Here is a 12587-nt window from a genome sequence, read left to right as displayed (position 1 = left end):
TCCAGTAATAAAATGGCACACAAGAAAGGAGTCGGTAGTTCCAAGAACGGTAGAGAGTCTCACTCTAAAAGATTAGGTGTGAAGATTTTCGGAGGACAAGCAGCTATTGCCGGAAATATTATTGTTAGACAAAGAGGTACTCAGCACCACCCAGGTGATAACGTGGGAATCGGTAAAGATCACACTTTGTTTGCATTAGTAGATGGTAAAGTAGTTTTCAGAAAGAAAGCAAACAACAGATCTTTCGTATCTGTAGAGCCAAACGCATAATTTTGTAAGCGTTTTATAAAAATTAAAGCCTCAGCATTTGCTGAGGCTTTTTTATTCTGTATAGTTCATTCTTTATAGTATTCATTTCTTTGTGAAATATTTTATATTTGTTAACTGTCCAATTTTGAAACAGTTGCGAATGCCGAAAAGCAGAGAGAGTAGGCAATCTATTAAAACAAAATATCTATGAAAAATGTAAGAAAATTAAGCAGAGAAAATTTAAAAAGTGTAATCGGAGGAGTAGCGGCAGTCTGCCCTTCTATGTTTCAGTCTTGTGATGAATGGTGCAGATGGTCTCCATGGCAGAAATCGCACTGTATGCTTTCTCAGCCTTGTACAGAATGTTTCGAATAATAAGAAATCGAACCTCTTCAAGATTCAGAACAGGCCAAACATGTAATGATGTTCGGCTTGTTTTAAGTTAAAAATACTAAATAATATCCTGAAATAGTGAAATATTTTTATATTTGTTTGTAATCAAATAAAAAATCATTGCGGAAGCCGAAAAGCAGAGAGAGTAGGCAACAAATAAAACTAAATATAATCATGAAAAATTTAAGAAAACTAACAAAGAAAAACCTTAAAGAAATCAACGGAGGAGCAGTTACAGTATGGTGTCCATCAAAACCAATTACTTCATGTGATACATGGTGCGGACTGACAAAGGAGCAGAAAATGCGTTGCCTTCTTGATGTAGAAGAGCCTTGTGAATGCTTTTAATCATCATCTCTGACTTTTTATAAAGCTGAAATAAAGGTTCGGCGGCTTCTTTGAAGCCGCCGAACCTTTATTATATTTTATTCTGTCTAGAATCCTACCTGGAATCCTGCCTTAACACCAAATTTTGAAATATCCGGTCTGTCAAGATAATTTCCTCTCCAGTTAAAATCTACTCTGAAGATTCTAAGGTTTCCGATTCCTATATTTTCAATCCCGAATCCATATTCATAATAAATATGTTCGCTAGGTGCTGAGTATCTAAAACCTTCTACGTTGATTGCCTTAGAAGCATCACTTAGCGTTCCGTAGGCTCCTCTGATGAATGCAACTTCTCTGAGTTTCAGTTTTTTAATTAAAGGAATATAAGAAAGGATTTTACCGTTAAAATGATGCTCCAGCTGAAGCGTGGTATAAGCATCAGTAACAAACTCATAATAGTTAAGCTGAGAGAATGTATTGGGAACCAAACCATAGGAAAGGTTTGCCGGAATGATATTCTGCAATGCTAACGGTACAGTATTAAAGTTCTTTCCTGCTTCGAAATTAACAACCAATTTCCCCATGCTTCCAATTAAAAACGGTTTATATAGCATGAATTGAAGCTTATCATAATTGAAGTCCGCATTAAATAATCCTTCAATACCTCTCGTGTATCTTAAAACAATGGTTGGTGCAAGGTTTCTGGCTTGGTAACGGTCAATTCCGGTTTGTGAGAACTTTGCTCCCGGTTTTGCAATTAAGCTGATGGTAACATGAGAATCATTAACTGTTTGTCTCAGCTGTCCATCCTTGTAATACATAAGGTTGAATTTCTCGGGAATAGCAGATTTAATGCTCTGCATCACTCCGTCTACTCTTATCTGGAAGTTTTTCCAGGGTTCAATAGCTGCAAAAACACTTGTTTTGTTTACAGAGCTTAAAGAAATATTTTCACCTCTTGCAAAAAAGGTACTGGTAGATGAAGATTGTGGGGTAACACCGTCACCGGATGTAAGCTGGCCCCCAAGCTGAACGATATCTCTGCTGGTTCCTGCCCCAATCATAAAGCGGTTAAGCTTATTGAACATATATCTTGCCTCCACTCCATATTTAAACTGTTGATCTTTGAAACCATAGGCTGTATAAAACTGAGCTCTCCAGGTATCATTCAATCCGAAATAGGTTCTTGCTCCTAATCTTATTCTGTCTCCTTCCACTTCATTCCTTCCATAAATAGAGAAGATAGGGCCAATATCTATTCCTTTAAAGGCATTGTAATACCTTGAACCAAGTGTTTCAAACAGTTTTACCATTCGGTTGAATTTTGGAGTCTGCTGAAGCTGATCAAGCATGTTGTAAACGCCCTGTTCTGCTTTAGATAAAGTGTCTGGTCTGGCTTTAGTCCAATAGGCATCGTCTTTATTGGTGAACTTGTCTTCATATTCCTCTTCCGTGCGTTTGAATACTTTTGGATCAAGAGGCTTATTAAACTGATATTCGGAATAATCTACCGATCTTTTGGCTATAATACTTTTAGCTCCTTTCTTTTTTGAAAAAGGGCTCATTTCAAATTCTGTAACCAGTTTTTTAGGAAGAAAAGTTGTTTCATCAGGATTGTCATACTCCACCTGAGTATAGACACTGTTGACGAAATTCACATTGATTTTCTGTGTTGATTTTAATGTTGCTCCTAAAACGGCATAGGTATCCGTATCTATATAAAGGTTTCCCTGAAAGGCAAGGATATCTTTTCTCTTAGGCTGATATCTGATCTGAAAGGCTTTCTCACCACGAATAGTAATGGTGTCCATAAGACTGTAGTCGTAGGTGCTGAATCCATCTGTTCCCACAGGGCTTTGGAATCCGATATCGAAATAATTAAGGGTGTTGTCGTAGATATTGATATCACGATACAGGTTTTTAGCCGAAACAGTAATTACCTGATTGTCCTGAAAACCTGAAGTTTTTTGAGCGACCAATGTTCTTTTACTGTCCTTGTCTGGTCTGTTTTTACCAAAATTTTCATACACGGCTTCATTTAAAAAAATAGGAAGCCCCAGTCTTCCACTCGCTGTAGAATCTGCATAATCGAAAATGAAATCCAGTTTATTGAAAATCTTTTTCTTCATGAAGGCACTGTCCAGATTGTTGAGGTCAAATTGGGTTTTTTCGTATTCTTTATACGAGTAGGTATCAAATTTTTCTAACCCATTATTTCTTTTTTGTGCCCATACTTTTTGCATGATGGCGTAAGCAGGGTTTTCTTTTTTATTCTTATATTTAGTCTTGCCACTTTGAAGGACAATCTCCTGGATATCACTTACTTTCGCCTGGGAAAGCTGTACGAAAATATTTTCAGCATTTTCAGGAGTAATATCAAGCGTTTCTGTAGTATAGCTTTTTCTGGAAAATTTTAACTGATGAATAATACTGTCTGACTGAACGATGAAGCTGCCTGAAGTTGTCGTCAGGGAAGGTGTTTTGCTATTGTTGATAAAAATATCAACCTTAGTGAGTTCTTTGTTGTTTTTTTCGTCAACCACCTTGCCGCTGGCCCGGTTTTGAGCACATACAGAACTGGAGAGCATCAGAAAAAAAAATAAAAGATAGTGTTTTTTGGAGTTATTGTTTAACATCATTCGTTTCTTCAGGCAATTAGCATAAACAAAAAGTATGCAGTTTATTAAAAAAATAGGTAAAAAAATAAAATATTTTTAGCGTACTCTATAAAACGGCAAATGTAGGGAAAATTATATATGTGATTATTAAAATTAAATGAGAAATTTTAATGCTTAAAGGATAATAATCAGGGTATTAATGGAGTATAAGGAGATACTATGTTAACGGGCTTCCCGTTGTTATTGTAGCATAAATTATAAATAAAAAAAAGACCTACATTTCTGTAAGTCTTTTTGCTCCTCCTGCTGGGCTCGAACCAGCGACCCTCTGATTAACAGTCAGATGCTCTAACCAACTGAGCTAAGGAGGAATGTCCTTTGTTTTAAGTGGTGCAAATATAATAGGAATATTAATATCAGTCAAGTTTTTCTCCCTTATTCAAAGAGACTTTTAACTAAATGTATTGAAATTCAATAAGAAATATTTTGATTATTTTTAATGCCATTCTAAATATCTTCAAATAAGTGCTGAAAATACCGCTCGGGGGATTCCAGGAAGTTTTTGGTTAATTGATAATGCTCTGTTTCTTTATAATGAACTTTTTGAATTTTATCATCAAGTAAATAAATTTCAGCAGTTGGATAGCTCATTAATATCGGTGAATGGCTTGAAATTATAAACTGAGCCTTTCCTGTTTTTTCTAATTTATGAATAATAGACAGCAGAGAAAGTTGTCTCTGCGGTGATAAAGCAGCCTCGGGTTCATCAAGAATATAAATGCCATGCTGGAAATGGTTATGGAATAATGATAAAAAAGCTTCGCCGTGAGATTGGTGGTGTAAAGATTTACCTCCGTAGGCTTCCAGGACTCTTTGATCTTCTTCAGCCACTTTATCAATATAGGTAGCAAAGTTGAAAAAGCTTTCTGCCCTCATGAAAAAACCTTGAGAAGTCTTATTGCGCCAGGAAAGAGTAAGATATTCTGACAGCGCAGATTCTGTTTTATGAAAGTTATAATTGTGATTGCGATTTCCACCGGCTACATTGAAATTACACTGGTCTGCAATTGCTTCAAGCAAAGTAGATTTTCCAATCCCATTTTCGCCAATGAAAAAGGTAACATTGCTTTTTAGCCTTATATCTAAACCGTTGCGTAGAAAAGGCAGGTTGAAAGGGAAGTCTTGTGGATGACTATCTTTTAAATAAATCTTTGATAAGTAAGGCATTTTGCTTGATAGAATTATTAATCCTATCAAGCAAAATATGTGCAAAAAATAAGCAATATTCTTAATTCTTATTTTTTTAAATCTTTAAGTATTTCCTGAACAGCTCTTTCCAGCTGAGGATCATTGTTCTGAAGACGGTCCATAAAGGTGTTTTTAACATAGATGTCAGGTTTTACACCTGTTTTTTCAAGATTTTGCCCGTCCAGAGTATACGTTCCCCATGAAGGTAACCTATAAGAAGATCCGTCAACCAAACCTTTGGCTGAAGTGAAAATAATCCAGCGATACGTATCCTGGCCAATAATTTTACCCAGTTTCAGTGCTTTAAATCCGGCTGCAGTCATCTCGGCATCACTTAGTGAAGCTTCATTAATCAGAAGAACAATAGGTTTTCCGGAAGGCGCAAAGTTAGGCTGTGTCGTCATTTTTCCTTCACGATATTTCCATTGTAAATAAGGCTTCTGAGAAAGGAAATTTAATACCTTATCATGAACATTTCCACCTGTATTGTAACGCAGATCAAGAATTACAGCATCTTTTCTGTTTTCCTGCTCTACCATATCCAGAAGGAAGTGGTCCAGTTCATCGGTTGACATATTTTTCATGCACGAATAAGCGATACGGTTGTTGCTAAGCTTATCAACACGCTGGTGATTGTTGTAGATCCAATCATCATAAAGCAATCCCTTTAATTCTCCGTTTGAAATAGGGTGTACTTTGGTGGTTACATTTTTACCATCACGATTGAACGTAAGAACAAGTTCATCCTGTTTTTTGGGGCTTGTAAAATACGTTTCGATATTTTCGTTTGGATCAACCTTTTTCCCGTTTACAGAAATAAGCTGATCGCCAGGCTTAATGTCAACTCCGGAACGGAAAGCCGGAGATTTTCGTACAATGCTTTCTACAGTGTAAGGCTGGTCTTTTTTGAAGATAATTCCTGTTTCGTTGGTAAAATAGTTCAGGTACATTGTTTCTTCTTTTCCGGTAGAAGAAAATCCGGTGTGTGAAGAATTAAGCTCTCCTAAAAGATCATTTAATAAAATTCTCAGATCATTTCTGTTATGTACATATGGAAGATACTTGGCATACTGTTCCTTTTTTGCTTTCCAGTCAATCCCATGGAACTTTTCATCATAGAAGTTTTCTTCCACACCAGTCCATGCTTCAGCAAACATCTGAGTGAATTCTGATGCCAGGTCTTTATCAAAACTAAATTGAATATTTATTTTTTCTGGTTTTAATGCTGCAACAGTTGTTTTATAAATATTACCTTCTATCAGTGCAAATAGGTTTTTCTCATTTTTAGTAAGATAATAAGCTGCTTTATCGAAAACTTTTTCAGATTTGGCAGGCTCAAAATCTGTGAACACTTTTTTGTACAGCTGTCTTTTTCCATTATCCTGATTAGAGTTGAATAATAGAATTTCTTTTTTGTCATCAGAGAAAACGGTTGGATCATCCTGATATCCATATCGGTCGGTAACCAACTCAATTCTGTCCAGAGTATCTTCAGGATTTACTTTCAGTTCTTTGATTGCCGGTTCTTGTTCTTCCTTCTTCTCTTTATCCTTGTCATCATCTTTTTTGTCCTTCTTGTCTTTATCTTTCACCTTATCAGAAGATTTTGCTTCCTTCTTTTCTTCCGTGAAGAGTTTATCAAATTTTTCAGATTTAAAAGGTTCATCAAACCAGTCTAAAGCCATACGGTAAATGTTAGATTTCTGCATACCTAAGGGATAAGACGGATTGGTTCTGTCGCTGGCAAAATAAATGTATTTGCCGTTTGGAGACCACACAGGATCTTCCTCTGAAACACCTGTATTGGTAAGATTGAGTGTCTGTCCTTTTTTAATATTATAGATGAAAATATCCAGTTCAAAGTTTCTTTTTGCGGAGAATAATACATATTCGTTATTAGGAGAAAAAGAAGGTCTTGAGTTTTGGAATGCCCAGATTTCATCTTTTACGATCGTTGTAGATTTGAAACTTTTTAAATCCAACAATCTTACTTCATCACGGCCGCTTAAATAAACAGCTTTTGAAAGATCGTTGTTGAGTGTAATATTGCGGTTATTGCGTAAGTCTTCCGTTAATTGTTTGAGCTGGCCTTTTCCGTCTGCAGGAATAGTAAACCAGTTTTGGTATCCATTGTAGGTCTGGCTGTAAAGCAGCGTGCGGTTGTCTTTTAGCCATTTTACTTCCATGGCGCGTTCTTTCCCATCAGAAACCTGCTGTGCAAATTTTCCTTCAATATCTGATACAAATAAAACACCACGGCTTATAAAAGCAATTTTTTTACCATCCGGAGATACATCATAATAGGAAATATTATTTTCCACATTGAAGTTTTGTTCTTTTTCCAGTGTTTTATTGGTGTTCAGACTAACGTTCAGAGGTTTTGCATTTTTTGAAGCGATATCGTAAATATAAAGCTGATAATCCTTTTCAAAAATGACTTTAGATCCGTCTGCAGAAACAAAAGGTTTTTTAATAGAAGTATCAAATTGGGTTAAAGAAGTCTTTTTACCATTTTCCAGTTTATAAAGATTGTATTCTCCATTATTCTCATCGGAAATAAAATAAGTAATACCGTTTTTATCTACGCTTGGGCTGAAATCTTTTCCTTCATAGTTGGTGTACTGTTTGAAAGAATTGCTTTTGGGATTGTATCCTAGAATATCAGGATTATTTTCTCCTTTATAACGCTTACGTTGCACCTGATGGGCACTTTCTGAAGAGCTGGTGAAAAGATATTCTCCCGCCGGTGTTTCTACAAGTCCATTGGTGTTGTTAAAGTAATTATTGAAAAGCTTTTGTGGTGTTTTTCCTTCAATTGTAGTTTTAAAACTACCGAAATTATTATTTCTGTTGGAAGTAAAATAAATGGTTTTGCTGTCCCATGCCCAGCTTTCCATTTCATCTCTTCCGGTGTGGAAGGTTAGCTGCTTGATGTTTCCACCTGCTGCAGGCATCACATACACGTCATAATTTCCATATTGGTTAGAACTGAATGCAAGCCATTTTCCATCCGGTGAAAGGCGTGGATTAATCTCTTCTCCGTCCAGAGCTGTAATTCTTGAAGCATTTCCGCCATTGGAATCTACTTTCCAGATATCGCCGTCATAAGAGAAATAAGCTGTCTTTCCATCTGGACTCAATGAGGGATTTGATAGGAAATAAGACTTATCCTGTGCTGAAATCCCTATAATAGAAAATGCTGTGAATAACGAAATAATAGTTTTCTTCATGGTATAATTGGGTATTTATACAATACTACATATTGGTTGGTTTTATTATTCTTTATTGTTGTAGAAAAGTATTCATTTGTTGAAAATTTTCTCAATCCTTATTATTCTAAAAAAGAATAGTCGGATGATTAAGGAAATCGTTACATGAAAAATGCCTGAAAGGGCGGATAATATTAAATAAAACAGATCAATACTTCATAAAAACTTAAGGTAAGTTACAAATATCTGTATTTCTGAGCTCATTGCAATGTAATTGTTCAGATTAAAGCACAAAAAAAGACTCACATTTCTGTAAGTCTTTTGCTCCTCCTGCTGGGCTCGAACCAGCGACCCTCTGATTAACAGTTAGAAGGGATTTATTTTTTTATTATGTGTTTATTTATCTAATGTTTTCATTTTGTTTTATTTAATGGTATTTTTAAAATGTTATTATAGGTTTGTTAAGTTTTTATTTTATGCAAATTTATATAATTATTATGCAAATTTTGTGCAAATGGTTTTTTATTTCAGTAAATTTGCATAAACAAAATATTAGATAATATGGAATATAAAATATCAATTATGCATGATACTAGGAGGGCAACGGCTGACGGTACGTTTCCTGCTAAGTTGAGGATATATAGTACACTGCGTAAATCTGCAAAGCTTTACAATATCAATAGGTATTATACTAAAGAAGATTTTGAAAATATAACAGATAAAAGACCTGCAAAAAAATATCAACAGGAAGTTATAGCATTAAAAAGCATTGAAGCTAGGGCAGAACAGATTGCAAGGCATATAGAACCATTTAATTTTGGTGATTTTGAATCACAGTTTTACGGTAACCTTATAGATAAAAGTAATATATTCGATTATTATAAAGAAGCTATTGAGGGTATGACAGGTGAAGATAGAATCAAAACTGCAAGTAATTATAATAGCAGTTTAAAATCATTGAAACGTTTTCTTAATCCCGCCAATCCTGATGCTGTGAAAAAGCTTCATATTATCGATATCAATAAAGCATGGTTAAATAAATATGAAAAATATATGCTTGATAATGGCAAGTCTTATACCACGATAGGTATTTATTTAAGGCCATTGAAAGCAATGTATAATATTGCAATATTAGAAAATCCTGCTTATGAAAAACATTATCCTTTTGGTAAAGGGCAATATGAAATTCCTGCAACTTCAAAAGTTAAGAAGGCATTAAAAAAAGACGATTTGAAAAAATTGTATAAGGCTATACCAAAAACAGAGCAACAAGGGAAAGCTAAGGATTTTTGGTTTTTATCATATGTCAGTAATGGGATGAATATAAATGATATAGCTCGGCTCAAATTCAAGGATTTATCATTTGAAGAAAACAAATTGACTTTTTACAGAGGAAAAACAAAGCGTACTAAAAAAACAAATCTTAAAGAAGTTTCTGTTTTACTTACGCCTTTTTCCAAAGCTATTATAAGTAAATACCAAAACGAAGAAACAAGCCCTGAAGACTATGTTTTTAATATTCTTTCAAAAGATGATACAGCCACAGAAAAGGTAAGAAAGATTGAAAACTTTACGAGGTTTGTTAATGACCACATCAAAATTCTTGCAAAAGCCAATGAAATAACAGAAGAAATTTCTTCTTACTGGGCTAGGCATAGTTTTTCTACAATGGCTTTAAATTCTGGAGCTAATATAGAGTTAATAGGAGAGTATTTAGGACATAGTGATATAAAGACTACAAAAAATTATTTAAGTGGTTTTGATGATGCCAATAAAGAGGCAATCATAAATAAGATTACAGACTTTTTATGATAGTTGGTTATCATTTTATAAAAATACCTGATGAAAATCTTTGTATTGGTCTTTTAAAAGATATCAAGGAAAAACAAGGGATTGTTTGTAGGAGATGCGACAGTTCGGAGTATTATTGGAAGCAGGATAAAACTGTATTTGAATGCAAAGAATGTGGATTAAGAACTTCTTTAAAAGTTGGTACTATTATGAACAGGAGTAGACTTCCTATTTATTATTGGGTTCTTGCGGTTAATTGTATCCTAAGTGGTTCTTCTAAACTCACAATCAAAGATATTCAACGAGTTCTCAAACATAACAGGTATGAACCTATTTTAGAAATGTGTAATACCATAAGAATACAGTTGGAAAGACTAAAACCTGAAAGAAAATCAGGAACATCATTAATATCTTTTAGTGAAATGCCTTTATCTGAACAACATTTTTTTACATGGGCAGAGTTCAAAAATGAATCTCATAGAAAAATAGACCAAAAATTGATAATCTTATATCTTGAATGGTTGTCAAAAAGTCCTGAAATCTACAATTGATTTTAGGTTCTTAAACGGATTTGTTGAAGCTTTTTAAAATGTCAGTTCTTCCTTTTTCATTAGGCTGTTTTACATAGGTGGGTTAAAATATTTTTAACACTTTTTAGTGCCCCGAAAATCTGCAATATCTTCGTGTTATGAAAGAGTTAACAATGCAGATACAGCATAATATTTTTGAAGAATTAGTAGAAAATATTAAAATTACAGTACAGGAAGAATTAGAAAAAATCAAAGAATCATTGAGTTATTCCAAAGATGAAGAATTGTTTTATACATTGGAGCAAACAGCAAAGATTCTAGGTATAGGAAAACAAGCCTTATATGGCATGAACTCTAGAAATGAGATTCCATACTGCAAAAGAGGAAAAAAATGTTTTTATCTCAAAGTAGATATATTAAACTACATTCAGGAAGGCAGAATAAAATCAAAGTCTGAGATTGAGAAAGAAGCACAACAAGCTCTATTATCTGTTAAACCTAAAAATAGAAGTCATGCAGGATAATTTGAGAGTTTATTTTAAGGATAAGTATTTTTTTGAAAGTCTGGTGAAGAAAAGAGGAGATTTTGACTGTACTATTAATAGTGAGGATTTAAAGAATGATAATACTAATGCTTCATATTATCCGATTAAAGGGGAAGTAGGTTCAATGGTTTATGTAGTTCACTCACATACTGCTTATATTGAAAATTCAATACATCAATATCATAATTTTTTGACCGAAGGAAAAGAGCATAATTACAATGATTTTTCTTATTGTGATTTGACGCAGACATTGGATGAATTGAGGAATGAGTTTCCCGATTATGATTTTTCTGATACGAAGATTACCAATTTAGAGTTCGGATTTAACCTTAGATTAGATAGAAGTGTTAAGGATGTCATTGAGAAGAATGTTCTGATGTATAAATTCAAACCTCATTATATGTTTGAAGATAAAAACGGGTTTGTACTGAAGAAGTTTAAAACAGGGAATTATACATTTAAGATTTATGATAAAGGTAGACAGAATAAGCTTGATTATGAGCTTATGAGGATAGAGTTGAAGTATAACTCAAAGGAATTAGAAAAGTTTGGTATATTGAATTTTTGTGATTTATACGACCCACAGAAAAATGTTACACTATTCAATGATTTTATACAAAAGTTTGATTATTTAATGATTGTGGATGATAGATTTACTGAGGGACTTAATGACACAGAAATAGCAAATCTGGGAAATAAATTAGAATATTCTTTTTGGAAACAGGATTTTGGTTCTGATGCAACGAAAGGAAGAAGTAAAGCCAGATTGAAAAATTATATTAAGGTTAAAGAGCTAGATAAAACCTTTATATACCTTAAAGATATGATTATTCAGAAGTTTGATGAGTTGTTTAAAGATTGTGATGAGAATTATCCAATTGTTGTTGGAGATTAAATAAGAGTGATTGGTTTTACTATAGTGTAGTTGTAGTAAAACCAATCATTTCAGTAATTAATTTTCATACGACGAGTATTGTCGTTGAGCTATTGTACTTTTGTTAAACCTAAAATATTACAATAAAAAAACGTTAATTATTGTAGGATAGGTTATTATATTAAATATTTTATATAACTTTAAATAGTTTAAAACACGTATATTTGCAAACTCTAATTTAGATATCATGAATAAAACATTAGCTTTTGATTATTTTGTTTACCAGTTAGTTGATTGGTACAAAGAGGCTTATGGGGGTGGTATTGACAATGATTTAAGCACTTTGAAGGTTCTGAAATTATTATTTTTTACAACAGCAATTGGAGCTAAAAAAGATGATAATTCTTCTTTACTTGATTCAACTTTTAATAATTTTTATGCCTTACCATATGGGCATGTTGAAGGAGATATATATGATGATATTAAACAAAAAAAGACTGCCTATACAATAAATAACTACAGTACGACAGGAATTTATACAGAAACTACAGAACTTGCAGATGAAATCAAAACAAAAATTTCAGAAAGCATAGCAAAATTGAAATCTGAGAATCCCGATTTAATCAAAATGTCTTCTTTTGACTTAGTAGAATTAAGTCACTCTTGGTATTCTTGGAGATACTATTTTAACATTGCTAAATCTAAAGGGCTGTATCGTGAAGCAATTCCCAAAGAAGTTATTAAGAGTGAAAATAAATATTTTCATATATAAATTTCTATGACTGTCCCGATAGATGTCGCTT

Annotated in this window: 11 protein-coding genes and 1 tRNA gene; 8 read left to right on the top strand and 4 right to left on the bottom strand. The window is 33.5% G+C overall.

Annotation, left to right across the window (positions count from 1 at the left end):
* Positions 1-12 precede the first annotated feature (12 nt).
* From rpmA to KIK00_RS14610, 3 genes are all read left to right on the top strand, one after another.
* Complete coding sequence (gene rpmA, locus KIK00_RS14620; RefSeq protein ID WP_027372929.1) at positions 13-270, top strand: 50S ribosomal protein L27; 258 nt, start codon at positions 13-15, stop codon at positions 268-270.
* Positions 271-456: 186 nt separating this feature from the next.
* Positions 457-624, top strand: a complete 168-nt coding sequence (locus KIK00_RS14615; protein ID WP_255813113.1) for a hypothetical protein — start codon at positions 457-459, stop codon at positions 622-624.
* Between the two features lie 192 nt (positions 625-816).
* A complete protein-coding gene (locus tag KIK00_RS14610) occupies positions 817-990 on the top strand; it encodes a hypothetical protein (protein ID WP_255813112.1) in 174 nt (57 codons plus the stop codon).
* Positions 991-1076: 86 nt separating this feature from the next.
* On the opposite strand, the gene KIK00_RS14605 is transcribed toward KIK00_RS14610, so the two are convergent.
* The 4 genes from KIK00_RS14605 to KIK00_RS14590 all read right to left on the bottom strand — a co-directional run bounded on the left by KIK00_RS14605 (position 1077) and on the right by KIK00_RS14590 (position 8065).
* The gene (locus KIK00_RS14605) at positions 1077-3512 is read right to left on the bottom strand and encodes a DUF5686 family protein (protein WP_255813111.1); all 2436 of its coding nucleotides are present in this window, start codon (positions 3510-3512) and stop codon (positions 1077-1079) included.
* A 372-nt stretch (positions 3513-3884) separates the two neighbouring features.
* Positions 3885-3958: transfer RNA gene (locus KIK00_RS14600), tRNA-Asn, on the bottom strand.
* Positions 3959-4094: 136 nt separating this feature from the next.
* Positions 4095-4814, bottom strand: coding sequence for an AAA family ATPase (locus KIK00_RS14595; protein WP_255813109.1), 720 nt, complete (start codon positions 4812-4814; stop codon positions 4095-4097).
* A gap of 68 nt (positions 4815-4882) precedes the next feature.
* Positions 4883-8065, bottom strand: coding sequence for a S41 family peptidase (locus KIK00_RS14590; protein ID WP_255813107.1), 3183 nt, complete (start codon positions 8063-8065; stop codon positions 4883-4885).
* A 540-nt stretch (positions 8066-8605) separates the two neighbouring features.
* On the opposite strand from KIK00_RS14590, the gene KIK00_RS14585 reads away from it, so the two are divergent.
* The 5 genes from KIK00_RS14585 to KIK00_RS14565 all read left to right on the top strand — a co-directional run bounded on the left by KIK00_RS14585 (position 8606) and on the right by KIK00_RS14565 (position 12556).
* Positions 8606-9856, top strand: a complete 1251-nt coding sequence (locus tag KIK00_RS14585; RefSeq protein ID WP_255813106.1) for a site-specific integrase — start codon at positions 8606-8608, stop codon at positions 9854-9856.
* Entirely contained in the window at positions 9853-10386 is a 534-nt protein-coding gene (locus KIK00_RS14580) for a transposase (protein ID WP_255813105.1), read from the top strand. The genes KIK00_RS14585 and KIK00_RS14580 overlap by 4 nt, the downstream gene beginning before the upstream one ends.
* 137 nt (positions 10387-10523) lie before the next feature.
* Positions 10524-10889 carry a helix-turn-helix domain-containing protein gene (locus KIK00_RS14575; RefSeq protein ID WP_255813104.1) on the top strand — a complete coding sequence of 122 codons (366 nt, stop codon included), beginning with the start codon at positions 10524-10526 and terminating at the stop codon, positions 10887-10889.
* Positions 10879-11805 carry a hypothetical protein gene (locus KIK00_RS14570; RefSeq protein WP_255813103.1) on the top strand — a complete coding sequence of 309 codons (927 nt, stop codon included), beginning with the start codon at positions 10879-10881 and terminating at the stop codon, positions 11803-11805. Before KIK00_RS14575 ends, KIK00_RS14570 begins: the two co-directional genes overlap by 11 nt.
* Positions 11806-12031: 226 nt before the next feature.
* Positions 12032-12556 carry a type II toxin-antitoxin system antitoxin SocA domain-containing protein gene (locus tag KIK00_RS14565; protein WP_255813102.1) on the top strand — a complete coding sequence of 175 codons (525 nt, stop codon included), beginning with the start codon at positions 12032-12034 and terminating at the stop codon, positions 12554-12556.
* The last annotated feature ends 31 nt before the right edge of the window (positions 12557-12587 follow it).

It is taken from the genome of Chryseobacterium sp. MA9, from assembly GCF_024399315.1.
Classification (GTDB): Bacteria; Bacteroidota; Bacteroidia; order Flavobacteriales; family Weeksellaceae; genus Chryseobacterium.
The sequence above is the reverse complement of the archived record's forward strand: the minus strand, read 5'-3'. Positions and strand labels throughout refer to the sequence as shown.

Excerpts from the sequence above, each read along its gene's own strand:
- KIK00_RS14570 (WP_255813103.1), top strand. The coding sequence starts at position 10,879 with ATGCAGGATAATTTGAGAGTTTATTTTAAGGATAAGTATTTTTTTGAA.
- rpmA (WP_027372929.1), top strand. The coding sequence starts at position 13 with ATGGCACACAAGAAAGGAGTCGGTAGTTCCAAGAACGGTAGAGAGTCT.
- KIK00_RS14575 (WP_255813104.1), top strand. The coding sequence starts at position 10,524 with ATGAAAGAGTTAACAATGCAGATACAGCATAATATTTTTGAAGAATTA.
- KIK00_RS14565 (WP_255813102.1), top strand. The coding sequence starts at position 12,032 with ATGAATAAAACATTAGCTTTTGATTATTTTGTTTACCAGTTAGTTGAT.
- KIK00_RS14610 (WP_255813112.1), top strand. The coding sequence starts at position 817 with ATGAAAAATTTAAGAAAACTAACAAAGAAAAACCTTAAAGAAATCAAC.
- KIK00_RS14595 (WP_255813109.1), bottom strand. The coding sequence starts at position 4,814 with ATGCCTTACTTATCAAAGATTTATTTAAAAGATAGTCATCCACAAGAC.
- KIK00_RS14590 (WP_255813107.1), bottom strand. The coding sequence starts at position 8,065 with ATGAAGAAAACTATTATTTCGTTATTCACAGCATTTTCTATTATAGGG.
- KIK00_RS14615 (WP_255813113.1), top strand. The coding sequence starts at position 457 with ATGAAAAATGTAAGAAAATTAAGCAGAGAAAATTTAAAAAGTGTAATC.
- KIK00_RS14585 (WP_255813106.1), top strand. The coding sequence starts at position 8,606 with ATGGAATATAAAATATCAATTATGCATGATACTAGGAGGGCAACGGCT.
- KIK00_RS14580 (WP_255813105.1), top strand. The coding sequence starts at position 9,853 with ATGATAGTTGGTTATCATTTTATAAAAATACCTGATGAAAATCTTTGT.